Source organism: Citrobacter arsenatis (genome assembly GCF_004353845.1).
GTDB classification, from domain to species: Bacteria; Pseudomonadota; Gammaproteobacteria; order Enterobacterales; family Enterobacteriaceae; genus Citrobacter; species Citrobacter arsenatis.
This window is the reverse complement of the sequence record NZ_CP037864.1, coordinates 4,363,207-4,379,670: the sequence shown is the minus strand read 5'-3', so window position 1 is coordinate 4,379,670 and position 16,464 is coordinate 4,363,207. Positions and strand designations below refer to the sequence as shown.

At 52.6% G+C, this 16,464-nt stretch carries 20 protein-coding genes; 5 read left to right on the top strand and 15 right to left on the bottom strand.

Features of this window, described 5'->3' with window-relative positions; all coding sequences use genetic code 11:
- Positions 1-31: 31 nt before the first annotated feature.
- Together E1B03_RS22055 and mutY are read right to left on the bottom strand one after the other, a co-directional pair.
- A complete protein-coding gene (locus tag E1B03_RS22055) occupies positions 32-301 on the bottom strand; it encodes an oxidative damage protection protein (RefSeq protein WP_040232080.1) in 270 nt (89 codons plus the stop codon).
- Positions 302-328: 27 nt separating this feature from the next.
- Positions 329-1,381: an A/G-specific adenine glycosylase gene (gene mutY, locus E1B03_RS22050; protein ID WP_133086925.1), complete on the bottom strand. Its 1,053-nt coding sequence runs from the start codon at positions 1,379-1,381 to the stop codon at positions 329-331.
- A 160-nt stretch (positions 1,382-1,541) separates the two neighbouring features.
- Between mutY and trmB the strand changes: the two genes are divergently transcribed.
- The 4 genes from trmB (at position 1,542) to ansB (ending at position 4,591) form a co-directional block, all read left to right on the top strand.
- Positions 1,542-2,261 carry a tRNA (guanosine(46)-N7)-methyltransferase TrmB gene (gene trmB / locus E1B03_RS22045; RefSeq protein WP_133086924.1) on the top strand — a complete coding sequence of 240 codons (720 nt, stop codon included), beginning with the start codon at positions 1,542-1,544 and terminating at the stop codon, positions 2,259-2,261.
- Positions 2,261-2,587 carry a YggL family protein gene (locus E1B03_RS22040; RefSeq protein WP_043017549.1) on the top strand — a complete coding sequence of 109 codons (327 nt, stop codon included), beginning with the start codon at positions 2,261-2,263 and terminating at the stop codon, positions 2,585-2,587. The genes trmB and E1B03_RS22040 overlap by 1 nt, the downstream gene beginning before the upstream one ends.
- 49 nt (positions 2,588-2,636) lie before the next feature.
- A complete protein-coding gene (locus tag E1B03_RS22035) occupies positions 2,637-3,356 on the top strand; it encodes a YggN family protein (protein WP_042310951.1) in 720 nt (239 codons plus the stop codon).
- A gap of 188 nt (positions 3,357-3,544) precedes the next feature.
- Positions 3,545-4,591: an L-asparaginase 2 gene (ansB, locus tag E1B03_RS22030; protein WP_133086923.1), complete on the top strand. Its 1,047-nt coding sequence runs from the start codon at positions 3,545-3,547 to the stop codon at positions 4,589-4,591.
- Between the two features lie 118 nt (positions 4,592-4,709).
- On the opposite strand, the gene hemW is transcribed toward ansB, so the two are convergent.
- Genes hemW through E1B03_RS22005 form a run of 5 tightly spaced genes read right to left on the bottom strand, consistent with a single transcriptional unit; the run spans position 4,710 to position 8,016 of the window.
- A complete protein-coding gene (gene hemW / locus E1B03_RS22025; RefSeq protein ID WP_103769026.1) occupies positions 4,710-5,846 on the bottom strand; it encodes a radical SAM family heme chaperone HemW in 1,137 nt (378 codons plus the stop codon).
- A complete protein-coding gene (locus tag E1B03_RS22020; RefSeq protein WP_103769027.1) occupies positions 5,839-6,432 on the bottom strand; it encodes an XTP/dITP diphosphatase in 594 nt (197 codons plus the stop codon). Before E1B03_RS22020 ends, hemW begins: the two co-directional genes overlap by 8 nt.
- Positions 6,433-6,439: 7 nt before the next feature.
- Positions 6,440-6,730 (bottom strand): DUF167 family protein YggU, encoded by a 291-nt coding sequence (gene yggU, locus E1B03_RS22015; protein ID WP_005123286.1) that lies wholly within the window; start codon positions 6,728-6,730, stop codon positions 6,440-6,442.
- The gene (locus E1B03_RS22010; RefSeq protein ID WP_087051206.1) at positions 6,727-7,293 is read right to left on the bottom strand and encodes a YggT family protein; all 567 of its coding nucleotides are present in this window, start codon (positions 7,291-7,293) and stop codon (positions 6,727-6,729) included. The genes yggU and E1B03_RS22010 overlap by 4 nt, the downstream gene beginning before the upstream one ends.
- A gap of 18 nt (positions 7,294-7,311) precedes the next feature.
- Positions 7,312-8,016, bottom strand: coding sequence for a YggS family pyridoxal phosphate-dependent enzyme (locus E1B03_RS22005; protein WP_075145648.1), 705 nt, complete (start codon positions 8,014-8,016; stop codon positions 7,312-7,314).
- Between the two features lie 17 nt (positions 8,017-8,033).
- Between E1B03_RS22005 and E1B03_RS22000 the strand changes: the two genes are divergently transcribed.
- Positions 8,034-9,014: a type IV pilus twitching motility protein PilT gene (locus tag E1B03_RS22000; RefSeq protein WP_133086922.1), complete on the top strand. Its 981-nt coding sequence runs from the start codon at positions 8,034-8,036 to the stop codon at positions 9,012-9,014.
- Here E1B03_RS22000 and ruvX read toward each other — a convergent pair.
- The 8 genes from ruvX to metK all read right to left on the bottom strand — a co-directional run bounded on the left by ruvX (position 9,011) and on the right by metK (position 16,267).
- Entirely contained in the window at positions 9,011-9,427 is a 417-nt protein-coding gene (gene ruvX / locus E1B03_RS21995; RefSeq protein WP_003825428.1) for a Holliday junction resolvase RuvX, read from the bottom strand. The genes E1B03_RS22000 and ruvX overlap by 4 nt on opposite strands.
- Entirely contained in the window at positions 9,427-9,990 is a 564-nt protein-coding gene (locus E1B03_RS21990) for a YqgE/AlgH family protein (protein ID WP_003027086.1), read from the bottom strand. Before E1B03_RS21990 ends, ruvX begins: the two co-directional genes overlap by 1 nt.
- A 176-nt stretch (positions 9,991-10,166) precedes the next feature.
- Positions 10,167-11,114, bottom strand: a complete 948-nt coding sequence (gene gshB, locus E1B03_RS21985; RefSeq protein ID WP_103769030.1) for a glutathione synthase — start codon at positions 11,112-11,114, stop codon at positions 10,167-10,169.
- A 19-nt stretch (positions 11,115-11,133) separates the two neighbouring features.
- Positions 11,134-11,865 (bottom strand): 16S rRNA (uracil(1498)-N(3))-methyltransferase, encoded by a 732-nt coding sequence (gene rsmE, locus E1B03_RS21980; RefSeq protein ID WP_133086920.1) that lies wholly within the window; start codon positions 11,863-11,865, stop codon positions 11,134-11,136.
- Positions 11,866-11,939: 74 nt separating this feature from the next.
- Entirely contained in the window at positions 11,940-12,647 is a 708-nt protein-coding gene (endA, locus tag E1B03_RS21975) for a deoxyribonuclease I (RefSeq protein WP_133086919.1), read from the bottom strand.
- Positions 12,648-12,741: 94 nt separating this feature from the next.
- Entirely contained in the window at positions 12,742-13,239 is a 498-nt protein-coding gene (locus E1B03_RS21970) for a SprT family zinc-dependent metalloprotease (RefSeq protein WP_103769033.1), read from the bottom strand.
- 78 nt (positions 13,240-13,317) lie between these two features.
- Positions 13,318-14,712 (bottom strand): galactose/proton symporter, encoded by a 1,395-nt coding sequence (galP, locus tag E1B03_RS21965; RefSeq protein WP_003027074.1) that lies wholly within the window; start codon positions 14,710-14,712, stop codon positions 13,318-13,320.
- A 400-nt stretch (positions 14,713-15,112) separates the two neighbouring features.
- Positions 15,113-16,267: a methionine adenosyltransferase gene (gene metK / locus E1B03_RS21960; RefSeq protein WP_103769034.1), complete on the bottom strand. Its 1,155-nt coding sequence runs from the start codon at positions 16,265-16,267 to the stop codon at positions 15,113-15,115.
- Between the last annotated feature and the right edge of the window lie 197 nt (positions 16,268-16,464).

Sequence of the window (16,464 nt, the reverse complement as noted above, 5' to 3'; positions counted from 1 at the left end):
GGATAAGCGCAGCGCCATCCGGCAACGGTTCTTATGACTCTGGCGTATAGCCTTCAATATGCACGTCCTTACCTTCAAACAGGAAGTTAATCATCTCCTGCTCCAGCAACTTACGGTGTTCGACGTTCATCATATTGAGTTTTTTCTCGTTAATCAGCATGGTCTGTTTATGCTGCCATTGTGCCCATGCTTCTTTAGAAATCTCGTTGTAGATGCGTTTTCCCAGTTCGCCTGGGTACAGCTGAAAATCCTGGCCTTCTGCTTCGCGTTGCAGGAAAGTGCAAAAAATCGTTCTGCTCATAAAAAATCCTCTCTATCGTCCGATACGTTAAACGTGTGTACCGGCACGTAATTGCTGTAACAAACGCTCCACGGGGGCCGCCAGCCCGACCGACGGCGGTTGCGCTAAGTTATACCAGAGCGCGTTGCCTTCATCCATGCATGAGCTGAATGAGGACACGGGAAGCCACATAGGCACAATATCTAAGTGGAAATGGCTAAAGGTATGGCGAAACGCATTAAGCTGGGTCAGATTATCTGCGTTAATTTGTCGTTGCGCCAGCCAGTTGCGTAGCCCATCTTCATCGTCAAACTGCGGAAAACAGTATAACCCCCCCCATAAGCCGCTGGGGGGACGCTGCGCGAGCAGCACCTCATCATCATGTTGCATCAGTAAAAAATAGCCCGTCCGTTCCGGTAACGTCTGTTTCGGTTTTTTACCCGGATACAGCGCCCAGCTTGCATTGGCGCTCGCCACACAGCCATTTTCCAACGGACACAGGGAGCATTTAGGTTTTGAGCGCGTACAGACCATAGCGCCTAAATCCATCATCGCCTGATTAAACCGCTCAACCCCGTGGGCAGGCGTAACCTGCTCGCTCAACTCCCACAGTTTCTTTTCAACCTCTTTTTTACCCGGCCAGCCGCTTACAGCATAACAGCGAGCCAGCACACGTTTAACGTTACCGTCGAGAATCGGAAAATGCTGACCCAGAGAGAGAGAAAGGATCGCGCCAGCGGTTGAACGTCCGACGCCAGGCAAGGCTGCTACTTCATCAAAGGTTTGCGGGAAGGTGCCGCCATGCAGCGTCACTACCTGCTGCGCGGCTTTATGCAGATTTCGCGCCCGGGCGTAATAGCCTAATCCGGTCCATAAATGCAGAACTTCATCCAGCGGTGCATGGGCTAAATCCGTTACCGTTGGGAAGCGCGCCATAAAGCGCTCAAAATAAGGGATGACGGTGGCAACCTGAGTTTGTTGCAGCATCACCTCAGAGAGCCATACTTTGTAAGGCGTCTTGTCAATTTGCCAGGGCAGCGTTTTCCGCCCGTATTTGTCGTACCAGCTCAAAACCTGAGCCGAGAATTGAGACGCTTGCATGATTACCGTTTCATTATTGCCGGGGGCAAGATTGCAGCACAGCGGCAACGGGGTGTAAACCGGAACTTTCCGCTGCCCACTTTCTTCCTTTACTTGCATCCGGCAACTAACTTTGGATAATGCCCGTTTTCAGAACTCAAACACAGCAGACTAAACTTTTATGAAGAACGACGTCATTTCACCGGAATTTGATGAAAACGGCCGCCCGCTGCGCCGGATTCGTAGTTTTGTTCGTCGCCAGGGGCGATTGACGAAAGGGCAGGAACACGCGCTGGAAAATTACTGGCCGGTGATGGGCGTTGAGTTCAGCGAAGAGCCTGTGGATTTTGCAGAACTGTTTGGTCGTGAGGCGCCAGTCACGCTGGAAATCGGTTTTGGTATGGGGGCTTCGCTGGTGGCGATGGCGAAAGCGTGCCCGGAGCAGAATTTCCTCGGCATTGAGGTACACTCGCCAGGCGTTGGCGCGTGTCTGGCTTCAGCCCATGAAGAGGGCGTCGAGAACCTGCGCGTCATGTGCCATGATGCCGTTGAAGTCCTGCATAAAATGATTCCTGACAATTCTTTATCTATGGTTCAGCTGTTTTTCCCTGACCCGTGGCACAAAGCACGTCATAATAAACGCCGTATCGTTCAGGTACCGTTTGCTGAGCATATCTTAAGCAAGCTGAAGCTGGGCGGTGTGTTCCACATGGCAACCGACTGGGAAGCCTACGCGGAGCACATGCTGGAAGTGATGTCCTCAATTGACGGGTATAAAAACCAGTCAGAGAGTAACGATTATGTACCGCGCCCACAATCGCGCCCGGTAACCAAATTTGAACAACGTGGTCATCGTCTTGGCCACGGCGTATGGGACTTAATGTTCGAGAGGGTGAAATAATGGCAAAGAACCGTAGCCGTCGTCTGCGTAAAAAAATGCACATCGACGAATTCCAGGAAATAGGATTTTCGGTTGCATGGCGTTTCCCGGAAGGTACATCTGGAGAGCAGGTCGATCAAATCGTTGATGATTTCATCAATGAGGTTATCGAACCGAATAAACTGGCCTTTGACGGCAGCGGCTATCTCGCCTGGGAGGGTCTGATCTGTCTGCAGGAAATCGGCAAGTGCACCGAAGAACATCAGGCAATCGTGCGTAAGTGGCTGGAAGAGCACAAACTCGAAGAAGTGCGTACCAGCGAACTTTTCGATATTTGGTGGGACTAAGTAGCACAGGGTCGGCAAATGCCGGCCCGATTTGTATTGAGGGAAAGATATGATGCGCAAAACGCTGCTGGCGGCAGTCCTAACGTTCACGGCGATGGCCGCACATGCCGATTACAAGTGCAGCGTCACCCCGCGTGACGATGTGATTTTGAGCCCACAAACGGTGCAGGTGAAGGGTGAGAACGGCGACCTGGTTATTACCCAGGCCGGTGATGTCACCTTTAACGGTAAGCAGTACAACCTGAACGCTGCGCAGCGTGAGCAGGCTAAAGATTATCAGGCGGCGTTGCGTAGCAGCCTGCCGTGGATTGACGAAGGTGCCAGAGCGCGCGTGGAGAAAGGTCGCGTGGCGCTGGACAAAATCATCGCCAAAGAAGTAGGCGAAAGCAGCAACATGCGTGGCCGCTTAACCAAGCTTGATGCGCAATTGAAAGCGCAGATGAACCGTATCATTGAACATCGTACTGACGGTCTCACCTTCCATTATAAGGCGATTGATCAGGTCCGCGCGGACGGACAACAACTGGTGAATCAGGCGATGGGCGGTATTTTGCAGGACAGCATCAACGAGATGGGGGCGAAAGCCGTGCTCAAAGGCGGTGGTAATCCGCTGCAGGGCGTACTCGGAAGCCTCGGTGGTTTGCAGACCTCAATTCAGAATGAATGGAAGAATCAGGAACAAGACTTCCAGCAGTTTGGTAAAGATGTTTGCGCCCGCGTCGTGACGCTGGAAAACGATCGTAAAACGCTGGTTAGCACACTGAAATAATCTTCACCTCTTTTTAACGGCACAGAAACATTCTGTGCCGTTTTATTTTGTACTTTTCTGTTTTTTTGATATCCATCTCTAAGAATAACAATTTGCTGGAGATATAAATCTGGTTAATTGGATGGCGTCACATTATTCATCTGTAAGATAGACATAATGCTGCAAATTCAAGTAACTGGAGAAATAACATGGAGTTTTTCAAGAGAACGGCACTTGCCGCACTGGTTATGGGTTTCAGCGGCGCGGCGCTTGCACTGCCAAACATTACTATTTTAGCAACTGGCGGGACCATTGCCGGCGGCGGTGATTCCGCGACAAAATCTAACTACACGGCAGGCAAGGTTGGCGTAGAAAATCTGGTTGATGCCGTACCTCAGTTGAAAGATATCGCTGTTGTAAAAGGTGAGCAGGTGGTGAACATCGGCTCCCAGGATATGAACGACGAAGTCTGGTTAACGCTGGCGAAAAAGATTAATACCGAGTGTGATAAAACCGACGGCTTCGTGGTAACTCATGGTACGGATACCATGGAAGAAACCGCCTATTTCCTCGACCTGACCGTTAAGTGCAACAAGCCGGTAGTGCTGGTCGGCGCAATGCGTCCGTCTACGGGGATGAGCGCTGATGGCCCGTTCAACCTGTATAACGCAGTGGTAACCGCCGCAGATAAAGCCTCTGCCAACCGCGGTGTGCTGGTGGTGATGAACGACACCGTGATGGATGGTCGTGACGTGACCAAAACCAACACAACCGATGTGGCTACCTTCAAATCTGTTAACTATGGCCCGCTGGGTTATATCCATAACGGTAAAATCGACTACCAGCGTACCCCTGCGCGTAAGCACACCACGTCTACTCCGTTCGATGTGTCTAAGCTGACCGAGCTGCCGAAAGTTGGGATTGTTTACAACTACGCTAACGCCTCCGAACTGCCGGCAAAAGCGCTGGTGGACGCGGGTTACGCCGGGATCGTCAGTGCGGGAGTAGGTAACGGTAACCTGTATAAAACCATTTTCGATACGCTGGCAACCGCCGCACACAAAGGTACCGTTGTGGTGCGTTCATCTCGTGTACCAACGGGCGCCACCACGCAGGATGCAGAAGTTGATGATGCAAAATATGGATTTGTGGCTTCAGGCTCTCTGAACCCGCAAAAAGCGCGTGTTCTGCTACAGCTTGCGCTGACCCAAACCAAGGATCCTAAGCAGATCCAGGAAATGTTTAATCAGTATTAATCGATGAAGGTGGCTGCGTCCCGGCCTGTTGTAGGCCGGATAAGGCGCAGCCGCCATCCGGCAAATTGCCTGATGGCGCTACGCTTATCAGGCCTACGTTCACTACATCGTTACCGTATTATTCCGCCAGAAACAGCTCCAGCAGCGAATTCAAAAACAACTTACCGTGTTGGGTAATCTGCCAGTATTCATCGCATTCACTCAGATAGCCTTGGGCGATAGCCTCATCGATCTGTCGACGAATCACGTCTTCGGTAAGCCCGGTATATTGCGTGAACTCCGCGCGAGGCGCGGCTTCCAGCAGCCGGAAACGGTTCATAAAGAATTCGAACGGCTTATCGGCTTCGGCGACATCACGCTGACTTTCGAGATAACGCCCTTGCATGTATCCACGCGGATGCCGCGTTTTGGTGGTGCGCAGGATGCGCCCGTCCGGGAAAGTGATTTTGCCATGCGCGCCACAGCCAATGCCGAGATAGTCACCAAAACGCCAGTAGTTAAGGTTGTGCTGACACTGATAACCCGACCTGGCGTAAGCTGAGGTTTCGTATTGTTGATACCCCGCGGCGGTCAGTAGCTGGTGGCCTTGCTCAAAAATATCCCACAGCGCGTCATCGTCCGGTAAAACCGGCGGTCGGGAACCAAACAGCGTATTGGGTTCGATGGTCAACTGATACCAGGAAAGATGCGGCGGGTTGAGCGCAATGGCCTGCTGTAAATCGCCCAGCGCCTCTTCCAGCGTCTGATCCGGTAAACCATGCATCAGGTCGAGGTTAAAGCTGCGTAGCCCCAGACCGCTCGCCAGATTTGCCGCTCGTTTAGCTTCTTCCGGCCCGTGAATACGTCCCAGACGCTCGAGTTTGGTGGCGCTAAAGCTCTGTACGCCAATCGAAATACGGTTTACGCCAGCGCGTTGATAATCAACAAAGCGATCGGCTTCCACCGTTCCGGGATTCGCCTCCATCGTGATTTCTGCATCTGCGGCCAGATTCAGCCGTGTGCGCACGCCGTCGAGCAGCGTTTGCATTGCCGGGCCAGAAAGCAGGCTCGGCGTACCACCACCGATAAAAATCGTCTTTACTTCACGTCCCTGGGCGTGGGCTACCTCAGAGTCCAGATCGCTCAGCAGATGCTGAACATAGTCGTCATGAGGGACTTCGCCTTTTAGCGCATGCGAGTTGAAGTCGCAGTACGGACATTTCTGTACGCACCACGGGATGTGAATATAAAGACTGAGCGGCGGAAGCTTAACCATTACGCAGGGCATCCAGCAGCAGTTTCAGCGCCTGTCCACGGTGAGAAATCGCACTTTTTTCTTCACGGGTCAGCTCTGCGGCGGTTTTCCCTTCAGACGGCACAAAGAAGATGGGGTCGTAGCCAAAGCCACCGTTTCCGGCAGGTTCACGGGTAATCACGCCCGGCCAGCTTCCGTGACACACTAAAGGTGTAGGATCGTCTGCATGGCGCATATACACCAGCACGCAGTGGAATTGTGCCTGGCGCTTGTCATCAGGAACATCCTGCAGGGTGTGAAGCAGTTTTTCGAGGTTCTGCTGATCGGTCGCATTTTCGCCGGAATAGCGGGCTGAATAGATGCCTGGCGCGCCGCCAAGAGCATTTACCGCCAGACCTGAGTCATCAGCAATGGCCGGTAGGCCGGTAATTTGCGCGGCATGACGCGCCTTCAGAATGGCGTTCTCAATAAACGTCAGTCCGGTCTCTTCTGCAGAATCAACACCCAGATCCGTTTGGGCAACAACATCAAGACCGAAATCACTCAGAAGTGAAGCGAGTTCACGCACTTTACCGGCATTGCCGGTCGCGAGGACAACTTTTTGCATGGGATACCTAATCAGTTAGCGCCGCAATTTCGGGCGGGATCTGTTGCGGATGAATGATTTTAACCTGTTTGTGACGACCAAGCTCGCCCTTCTCAATGACGACCTGGCTTTTTGCTACGCGGAACTGTTTACCAAGAAACTTCACCAGATGGCTATTGGCTTGTCCATCAACCGGTGGGGCGGTAATGGCGACTTTTAGCTCGTCGCCATGTAAACCCACAATACTGTCACGGCTGGCTTTAGGCTGAATGTAGAGCCGTAAAACCAGACCGTCGTCGCAGGGTGTAACGGCACTCATAGCGCCATCCACAGCCCCGGCAGCAGCATGTTGCCTGTCGCCTGTAACACTTCTGCGATGCCCATATTAATGACATAGAGCAGCAGAACCAGAATCATTGGCGAGAAATCGATCCCGCCCATGCCTGGAAGTATGCGACGGATAGGGCGCAGCAGCGGATCTGCCAGTTGAATCAGCACGTACTCCACGGGGCTGCGGCCCTGGCTGACCCAGCTCATAATCGCCATCACCAACAGTACCCAGAAAATCAGCAATCCGATGGTCTTCAGGACAATCAGCACGGCGGCGATCCAGATGATCGGCTGGAACGTGACCACCTTAAACAGCACGATTGCTTTGATAAAGCTGAGAATCAGCGCCACTAATGCCGATGCGCTGTCGATCGGTCCCATCGGGGGAATAATGCGGCGTAACGGCCCAATAATAGGTTGAGTGATTTTCACTATAAACTGCGAGAACGGGTTGTAAAAATCGCAGCGAGACCATTGCATCCACACGCGCAGCAGCAGCGCCATGGTATACAGCTCAATTACCGTTGAGAGCAGGAAGGTCAACGTATTCATGGTGTTCCTTAGTTTTCCTTATTTTTTAGTGTAATCACGAGCACCAAAAATGGCAGTGCCGATGCGCACCATCGTGCTACCCGCCGCGATTGCGGCATCCATATCATCAGACATCCCCAGTGAGAGCGTGTCGATACTTGGGTAACGTGTTTTCAACCCGGCAAATGCTACCGCCATTTGCTGTGCAACTTCAAACTGCCTTACATAATCTGACTCTGGCGCCGGGATCGCCATCAAACCACGCAGGGTAATGCGCGGCAGTGCGGCGACGTCAGCGGCAAGTGCCTCAAGCTCTGCCAGCGGAATTCCTGACTTACTGTTCTCATCGCTGATATTAATTTGAATCAGTACATTGAGCGGTGGCAGTTGTGCCGGGCGCTGTTCGCTCAAACGAGCAGCGATACGCAGACGGTCGATCGTATGGCACCAGTCAAAATGTTCCGCGACCAGACGACTTTTGTTGGACTGCAGTGGGCCAATAAAGTGCCACTGCAGATCGTTGACGCCTTTTTCCTGGAAGTAGCGGATTTTATCCACCCCTTCCTGCACATAGTTTTCACCGAAGGCACGCTGCCCTGCGGTAATGGCTTCTTCGATGGCGCTCGCAGGTTTGGTTTTGCTAACTGCAAGCAACATAACTTCTTCTGAAGACCGCCCGCAACGCGTCGCGGCGGCTGAGATTTTGTCCCGGACATGTGCCAGGTTATGCGCGATATCGTTCATTTTCCGAGGATGTTCATATGAATATGGAAGAAATAGTGGCCCTTAGTGTAAAGCATAACGTGTCGGATCTACACCTGTGCAATGCATGGCCTGCGCGCTGGCGCATACATGGAAAAGTCGAAATCGCGCCATTTACTCCGCCTGACGTGGAGGATCTGCTGATGTGCTGGCTCAGTGAGCAACAACAGGTACAGTGGCGGGAGCAGGGGCAGATTGATTTTGCTATTACGCTGGCATGTTCCCGGCGTCTGCGCGCCAGTGCTTTTGTTCATCAACAGGGAACGTCGCTGGCGCTAAGATTGCTACCACTTGATTGTCCACGTTTAGACGATCTTCAGACTCCCGGGGTCATACCTGAACTGTTGCACTGTGAACATGGATTGATTCTGGTCACGGGTGCCACCGGCAGCGGTAAGTCAACGACCCTGGCGGCGATGGTGGAGTACCTTAATCAGCATGTTGCGGGGCATATTCTGACGCTGGAAGACCCGATTGAATATCGCTACACCAGCCAGCGTTGTCTTATTCAGCAACGGGAGGTGGGCGTACACTGCGCTTCTTTTGCCGCTGGTTTGCGCGGCGCACTGCGTGAAGATCCTGACGTCATTTTGCTGGGCGAACTGCGTGACGTGGAAACCATTCGTCTGGCGTTAACGGCTGCGGAAACAGGGCATCTGGTGCTGGCAACGTTACATACGCGAGGGGCGGCGCAGGCTATCGCGCGGCTGGTAGACACCTTTACCGCACAGGAGAAAGATCCGGTACGGAACCAACTGGCAGACAGCCTGCGGGCAGTGCTTTCGCAAAAGCTGGAGGAAGATAAGCAGGGAGGGCGTGTGGCGTTATTCGAGCTGCTCGTCAACACGCCTGCCGTGGGTAATTTGATTCGTGAAGGTAAAACACATCAGCTACCCGGTGTAATTCAAACCGGGCAGCAGACAGGTATGCAGACGTTTGCACAAAGTCAGCAGCAGCGACAGGCGCAGGGGCGGCTTTAGTAGCCCTGCTCGAAATAGCTTTCAAGGATAATAACGGCAGAAGCGGAGTCCACTTTGCCTTTATTCAACGCCCGGTATCCGCCTTGCTCAAACAGGCCGGAGCGTGCCTCGACGGTGCTCAGGCGTTCATCGTGCAGCGTTACGGTTACGCCAAAACGACCGTGAATGCGGTTAGCGAACTTACGCGCGCGCGCGGTAAGGGGTTGTTCGGTGCCATCCATGTTGAGCGGCAGGCCGACAATGATTTCGTCCGGCTGCCACTCTTTGAGCAGACGTTCAATCAAACTCCAGTCCGGCGTACCGTCCTGTGCTTTGATCGCGGGCAAGGGTCTCGCCGTACCGGTAATGCGCTGACCAACTGCGACGCCGATACTTTTCGTACCAAAATCAAAAGAGAGTAATGTTCCGCTCATCAGGCATGTCCCGCCACGCCAGGCATGGTCTGAATATCTATCCCGATAAGCTTCGCCGCATCGCGCCAGCGGTCGGCAATCGGCGTTTTAAACAAGATGTTGAGGTCGGCAGGGGCCGTGAGCCAGGCGTTATCCAGTAGCTCTTGTTCCAGTTGACCTTTTTCCCATGATGAATACCCCAGTGCAACCAGCACTTCGGACGGTTGCTCCTGCGTACCCAGGGTTTCTAATACATCGCGGGAGGTTGTGATGATGGTGTTATCTGAGATGCGAATACTGGAGGCAAAGCGTGACGGCGGGGTGTGGAGAATAAATCCACGGTCTTCCGCCAGTGGGCCGCCGAGCATCACCGGTTTGTCCAGACGAATAGCCGGATCGCGTTCTTCTGGCGTTATCTTCAGCTTTTCCAGAATCCCTTCAATCTGTAAATTTTCCAGAGGTTTATTGACGATAATCCCCATTGCTCCGTTCTCATTATGTTCACAGATGTACACCACGGAACGGCGGAAAATCGGATCCTGGAGAGCAGGCATGGCAATCAGAAAGTGATGCTGTAAATTCATTGTCAGAGGTTCTGTTTCCTGGTTCAAAAAAGCAACAGGGCCCAGTATGTGGGCAAAGCGTTAAGTTGTCACCCTCTGAAAATAGCTTTGCCGGATGGTGGCTTTGCCTTATCCGGCCTACGGGGTGCAATTCCAGGCCGGATAAGACGCGAAGGCGTCACCACCCGGCCACGTATTTACTTCTGTAAACGTGCCTCAATGGCATCCATCAGCATACCGGTAATCGAAACCGGGAACTCTGCTTCAATTTCACGAATACAGGTTGGGCTGGTAACGTTTATTTCCGTCAGACGATCGCCAATGATATCCAGACCGACAAAAATCAAACCTTTCGCTTTCAGCGTTGGCCCAATGCGGCGTGCAATTTCCCAGTCGCTGTCGGTTAATGGACGCGGCTCGCCACGACCACCGGCAGCCAGATTGCCACGGGTTTCGCCGCCCTGTGGAATACGCGCCAGGCAGTATGGAACGGGTTCGCCATCTACCACCAGCACGCGTTTATCGCCATCTTTAATTGCTGGCAAATAGTTCTGTGCCATGCAGTAGCGGGTACCGTGCTCGGTCAGCGTTTCAGCAATCACGCCAAGGTTCGGATCGCCTTCCTTCACGCGGAAAATAGATGCGCCACCCATGCCGTCCAATGGTTTGAGAATGATGTCGCTGTGTTTTTGCCAGAAGGCTTTCAGCTGCGCTTTATTACGCGTGACCAGCGTTTCCGGCGTCAGGTCAGCAAACCAGGCGGTGAACAGCTTTTCGTTGCAGTCGCGCAGGCTCTGCGGTTTGTTGACGATAAGCGTCCCTTTCTCTTCTGCACGTTCCAGAATATAGGTTGCGTAGATGAACTCGGTATCAAACGGCGGATCCTTACGCATCAGAATGACGTTCAGGTCTGCCAGAGGGAGATCCTGTTCGCTCTTGAACTCATACCATTTGTCGTAGTTCTGCTCTACGCTCAGGGTACGCGTGCGGGCGCGGGCTTCACCGTTGTTCAGATAAAGATCGGCCATCTCCATATAATGAATTTCGTAACCGCGACGTTGCGCTTCCAGCAGCATAGCGAAGCTGGAGTCTTTCTTGATGTTGATGCTTGCGATGGGATCCATCACGATGCCGAGCTTGATCATTTTCTTCTCCGTTTATGCCTTAGCCCAGATCGCCAAAACGCACCTGAAGCGCAGTAATGGCGGTGAGCGCAGTTGTCTCAGTACGCAGAACGCGAGGTCCTAACAGAATATCAGTAAACTGATAACGTGCGGTCATGGCAATTTCATCTGCCGACAGCCCACCTTCCGGGCCAATCAGCAAGCGGATGCGTTCCACCGGCAGCGGCAGCGTATTGATGCTGGCGCTGGCGCGCGGATGCAGGTTCAGCTTCAGTCCTTCGTCCTGTTCTGCGCACCACGCTTCCAGATCCATTGCCGGGCGAATCTCAGGCACCCGGTTACGACCGCACTGTTCACAGGCGGCAATGGCGATTTTATGCCACTGCTGGAGCTTCTTGTTCAGGCGTTCACTGTCCAGTTTAACGCCGCAGCGCTCAGAAAAAAGTGGCGTAATGAGGCTTACACCCAGTTCGATCGATTTCTGGATAGTAAATTCCATTTTTTCGCCGCGCGACATCACCTGACCCAGATGGATGTGCAACGGCGATTCACGATCGTCGAGTTCGGCGTTAAGCACCTTCACGTCCACGCTTTTCTTACTGGCGTGGGTTATTTCAGCGTCGAATACCTGATTGCTGCCATCAAACAGCTGTAGCGCCTGGCCTTGTCCCATACGCAGCACGCGGCCAATATGGTTGGCTGCATCTTCACACAGTGAAATTTGGCTGCCGGAAGTGAGTGGCTCAGGGTGATAAATGCGAGGAATACGCATAGTTAAACATCCGCGTCATCGCCCTGGGCTACGAAAGGCCAGGGCATGGTTAAAAATATTGACGCTAGTGTAGGTTAGCTCTTTTGCGCCTGGCAAGCGCGTTGCACATATGGGTTATGGTTCCCCTGTACCTTCGCGATGCGTTCGTCACGCTCACACTCCCAGTCGGTGACCGGATATTGCTTATTCCAGGCGTTAAAAAGCTGAGTTTGCTGGCGGGAGAGCGTCAGGTTGTACTGGTCGCGCATGTAAAAATAGGTGCGCGCGATGGCACCACGAGCGCGGGCCGGCGGTTCGGCAACTTTCTCTTTGAAATCAACCTTCATGGAGCATTGCCCATACTGACCTTCGCCACCGTTCCACTGGTTGTACATAAAGTTTGCGCGATCGCCATTTACTTCGCCCACCGCAGGTTGCAGGTTATGCATATCGCTTTCCATTTTGCGATAGACCGGATCTTTGGCGCAGTTTTTACGCCCTCCGTCCTGCCAGCACTGGCGCTGATGACCAAATTGCCAGGCCGGGACAACGTGCTCCCATTCAATTCGGCTGGCGCGGTTTTCATTTTTTCGTACTTTATAACCGCAGGATTCGAGGTCAACGACCCCTTTTTTTCCTTGCCAGTTAATTTTACAACCACAATAGAAATCGCCCGGCGCATCGGCGTTAACTTTGACGCCCGCCGCTTTTGCCTGAGAAAAACTGTTGATGCCTTCGGCTAAAACCGGCCCTGAAAACGCAGCGGCTAACAAGGCCGTTGCAAAAGAAAGATTACGGTACATCACGAACTCCGTGTCAAAACGAGCCCGCAACGTAGCGAAAGTTATTCCTGTATGCAATCAGTTAGATCAGAAAAGTTCCTGATAACTCTGAAGATTATTCCGCAACCAGTGGTTCGCCGCAGTGGACGCAGCGGTAGGTTGCCTCACCGCGTACAACGCGGTTATGTCGACGAACGGTCAGTTGGTGTTCCTGACACTTACAGCGGTAAGTAAAAGTCTTACGCTGCACCGATTGCAGTTCAAACTGATGCGTGCGCCGGGCTGGTACGCCCAGCACGCTCTCCATCATCCATTTCCACTCTTTCCCGTGCGGCGGCACGCGGCCAAAGTGCTTCCACACCAGTAAATGCGCCAGTTCATGGGGCACCACTTCGTTAACGAACGCGTCGACGTTCTCCATCAGGAGGACGGGGTTAAGGCGAATTTCATAGGTTTGTAACCATGCTGTACCCGCGGCGGTTCCGCGCTGTTGGTAAACCAGCTTTGGTTCCGGATATTGGCGTTCGAGCTTGAGATTGGCCTGTGCGAGTTTATCCCGCAGGCTGCGCATAACAGCTTGCTGGATGGCGATAGGGAGACGGGAGGTTTTCATAACGCCAGAGGATAGTGCGACAGGAAAGGGACTGCAAGAGGAAGGCTTCCTCCCGCTGGGGGAGGAAGCTTTTCGTGATTAGTCGTGTGCGCCAATTTCGCGCAGTTTACGACCTTTCATCAGGTTACGTTCAATGTGTTCCAGAGAGACGTTTTTAGTTTCCGGGATCAGCCACAGAGTCAGGAAGATGAACAGTACGTTCAGGCCACCGTAGACCCAGAAGGTGTTGGCGCTGCCCAGCGAGTTCAGCATCGTCAGGAAGGTTGCGCCGACGATCATGTTGGCAATCCAGTTGGTAGCGGTAGAGCAGGTGATGCCAAAATCGCGGCCTTTCAGCGGCTGGATTTCAGAGCACAGTACCCAAATCAGCGGACCGGCGCTCATCGCAAAGCCAACGATAAACATCAACAGCATCAGTACCGCGAAGTATTGTGCGGCAGCCGAATGAATACCCACGTGCATCATTGTACCCAGCACGCCCATACCGACGGCCATGACGATAAAGCCGAGGATCAGCGTAGGTTTACGGCCCCAGCGGTCAACCAGACCAATGGCGATAAAGGTTGCCAGCACGTTGGTCAGACCGACAATAACGGTCCCCCACATCTGTTCGGTGGTGTTGGTGTAACCCGCCAGCTCAAAGATTTTTGGCGCGTAATACATAATGACGTTCATCCCGGTGAACTGCTGCATCACCTGCAGAAGAACCCCGAGGAAAACCGCGCGGCGGAAGTTGCTGTTTTCTTTAAACAGCGCCCAGCCGCTCTGCTTCACCTGCAGGCTTTCACGAATTTCATCCAGCTCACGTTTGGCTTCAGCGCTGGTGTCACGCAGACGTAACAGGACGCGTTCAGCATCAACAAAGCGGCGTTTTGCCGCAAACCAACGCGGGCTGTCCGGCAGGAAGATGACGCCAACCAGCAACAGCAGGGCAGGGATGATGATCACACCCAGCATCCAGCGCCATGCGCCGCTGTAGCTAAACGCCGTATCAGAAAGGTATGCACCCAAAATACCGATGGTGATCATTAACTGATACATCGAGATCATGCTGCCGCGAATTTTTTCCGGGGCAATTTCAGACAGGTACAGCGGCGCGGTATAAGACGCAACGCCTACTGCCAGGCCGAGCAGAACGCGGGATACCAGCAGCACTTCAACGTTTGGCGCCGCGGCGGAGAACAGCGAACCGGCAACAAACAGGATGGCGCCGATCATCAGGCTCTTTTTACGCCCCAGCTTGAAGGAGAGCCAACCGCTGCCGACGGCGCCCACTGCCGCACCAAACATCATAGAACTCACCACCCATTCCTGAGTGTGCGGGGTAATTTGAAACTCGTCGGTGATGAACGGTAACGCTCCGGCAATAACGCCGATATCCAGGCCAAAAAGTAATCCAGCCAGGGCTGCCAGGAAGCAGACAAAAAATGTCATCGCTTTGTTGGAACGCCCCGTTTTTTTATTGTCAGGCATGATGCCCTCCGGTTGGGTAGCTAGTTTTGTTGATGTTAAGGGTAGGTGAGTACGGGGTAAAAAAATGCGAATCACATCACATTAGTGTAATCGGTTACACTAATATTCATGTGAATTATTGGTTAATTTATTGAAAGTTAACATTATTTATTTGTAGTGAGGAATGTTGGTTGTCTGAGTTTAAGGTGATTCTGAAATATAATGTAACAGTGATGCTTCGTTAGTAGTAAAGGGATATTAAGTCAAGGCAGATAGAAATTCAGTGGTATGTAATCGCTTTCATTTGTTATTTGCAGTAATGGAAACTAGCGATGTTTTAGCGATGAGGTAGGGAGAGAAAAAGGGCATAAAAAAAGACCAGCGCGAGGCTGGTCTTCATAAGTCTTGGGTCGTGGGGGAATTACTTCAGACCGGCAGCTTCACGCAGCAGAGCGGCTTTGTCGGTTTTTTCCCATGGGAAATGTTCGCGACCAAAGTGACCGTAAGCAGCGGTTTCTTTGTAAATAGGGTGCAGCAGATCCAGCATCTGAATCAGGCCATACGGACGCAGGTCGAAGAACTCACGTACCAGCAGGGTCAGCTGTTCTGAAGGCACTTTTTCAGTACCGAACGTTTCTACCATGATAGAGGTCGGTTCAGCCACGCCGATTGCGTAGGAAACCTGAATCTCGCAACGGTCAGCCAGGCCAGCGGCAACGATGTTTTTCGCTACATAGCGAGCTGCATAGGCTGCGGAACGGTCAACTTTAGACGGATCCTTACCAGAGAATGCGCCGCCACCGTGACGAGCCATACCGCCGTAGGTATCAACGATGATTTTACGCCCTGTCAGACCGCAGTCACCCATTGGGCCGCCGATAACGAAACGACCGGTTGGGTTGATGAAGAATTTGGTTGCGCTGGTCAGCCATTCAGTCGGCAGTACCGGCTTGATGATCTCTTCCATAACGGCTTCTTGCAGCGATTTCTGGTCGATATCTTCAGAGTGCTGAGTCGACAGAACAACCGCATCAATACCGACGATTTTGCCGTCGTCATACTGGAAGGTGACCTGGCTTTTTGCATCCGGACGCAGCCAGGACAAGGTGCCGTTTTTGCGCACTTCAGCCTGACGCTGCACCAGACGGTGAGCATAGGTAATTGGGGCTGGCATCAGTACGTCGGTTTCATTGGTTGCATAACCAAACATCAGACCCTGGTCGCCTGCGCCCTGTTCCAGCGGATCGGCACGGTCAACGCCCTGGTTGATGTCCGGAGACTGTTTACCAATCGCGCTCAGTACCGCACAAGAGTTGGCGTCAAAGCCCATGTCGGAATGCACATAGCCAATTTCGCGAACCGTGTTACGGGTGATCTCTTCGATATCAACCCATGCGCTGGTGGTGATCTCACCGCCAACTAAAACCATGCCGGTTTTAACGTAGGTTTCGCAGGCAACACGTGCTTTCGGATCCTGCTCCAGGATTGCATCCAGCACGGCATCAGAGATTTGGTCAGCGATTTTGTCAGGATGCCCTTCTGATACGGACTCGGACGTAAAAAGGTGTTTTGCCATATTTAATTTCACCTAAGGAGAATTTGGTTAGCTCAAACTGTCGAGTGGAATAGCCATGTGTAGAAGATTCTACCATGAGTCTGCAGATGACGGACACTGGCAGTCTGAGTGTTAATCGGTATAGATGGATTAACATCTGGACGGCTATTTTAGGACAGTTCTTCGCCTGATTTCCAGCTTTTTTTGATTGAGGTCGC

Excerpts from the sequence above, each read along its gene's own strand:
- E1B03_RS22055 (WP_040232080.1), bottom strand. The coding sequence starts at position 301 with ATGAGCAGAACGATTTTTTGCACTTTCCTGCAACGCGAAGCAGAAGGC.
- mutY (WP_133086925.1), bottom strand. The coding sequence starts at position 1,381 with ATGCAAGCGTCTCAATTCTCGGCTCAGGTTTTGAGCTGGTACGACAAA.
- trmB (WP_133086924.1), top strand. The coding sequence starts at position 1,542 with ATGAAGAACGACGTCATTTCACCGGAATTTGATGAAAACGGCCGCCCG.
- E1B03_RS22040 (WP_043017549.1), top strand. The coding sequence starts at position 2,261 with ATGGCAAAGAACCGTAGCCGTCGTCTGCGTAAAAAAATGCACATCGAC.
- E1B03_RS22035 (WP_042310951.1), top strand. The coding sequence starts at position 2,637 with ATGATGCGCAAAACGCTGCTGGCGGCAGTCCTAACGTTCACGGCGATG.
- ansB (WP_133086923.1), top strand. The coding sequence starts at position 3,545 with ATGGAGTTTTTCAAGAGAACGGCACTTGCCGCACTGGTTATGGGTTTC.
- hemW (WP_103769026.1), bottom strand. The coding sequence starts at position 5,846 with ATGGTTAAGCTTCCGCCGCTCAGTCTTTATATTCACATCCCGTGGTGC.
- E1B03_RS22020 (WP_103769027.1), bottom strand. The coding sequence starts at position 6,432 with ATGCAAAAAGTTGTCCTCGCGACCGGCAATGCCGGTAAAGTGCGTGAA.
- yggU (WP_005123286.1), bottom strand. The coding sequence starts at position 6,730 with ATGAGTGCCGTTACACCCTGCGACGACGGTCTGGTTTTACGGCTCTAC.
- E1B03_RS22010 (WP_087051206.1), bottom strand. The coding sequence starts at position 7,293 with ATGAATACGTTGACCTTCCTGCTCTCAACGGTAATTGAGCTGTATACC.
- E1B03_RS22005 (WP_075145648.1), bottom strand. The coding sequence starts at position 8,016 with ATGAACGATATCGCGCATAACCTGGCACATGTCCGGGACAAAATCTCA.
- E1B03_RS22000 (WP_133086922.1), top strand. The coding sequence starts at position 8,034 with ATGAATATGGAAGAAATAGTGGCCCTTAGTGTAAAGCATAACGTGTCG.
- ruvX (WP_003825428.1), bottom strand. The coding sequence starts at position 9,427 with ATGAGCGGAACATTACTCTCTTTTGATTTTGGTACGAAAAGTATCGGC.
- E1B03_RS21990 (WP_003027086.1), bottom strand. The coding sequence starts at position 9,990 with ATGAATTTACAGCATCACTTTCTGATTGCCATGCCTGCTCTCCAGGAT.
- gshB (WP_103769030.1), bottom strand. The coding sequence starts at position 11,114 with ATGATCAAGCTCGGCATCGTGATGGATCCCATCGCAAGCATCAACATC.
- rsmE (WP_133086920.1), bottom strand. The coding sequence starts at position 11,865 with ATGCGTATTCCTCGCATTTATCACCCTGAGCCACTCACTTCCGGCAGC.
- endA (WP_133086919.1), bottom strand. The coding sequence starts at position 12,647 with ATGTACCGTAATCTTTCTTTTGCAACGGCCTTGTTAGCCGCTGCGTTT.
- E1B03_RS21970 (WP_103769033.1), bottom strand. The coding sequence starts at position 13,239 with ATGAAAACCTCCCGTCTCCCTATCGCCATCCAGCAAGCTGTTATGCGC.
- galP (WP_003027074.1), bottom strand. The coding sequence starts at position 14,712 with ATGCCTGACAATAAAAAAACGGGGCGTTCCAACAAAGCGATGACATTT.
- metK (WP_103769034.1), bottom strand. The coding sequence starts at position 16,267 with ATGGCAAAACACCTTTTTACGTCCGAGTCCGTATCAGAAGGGCATCCT.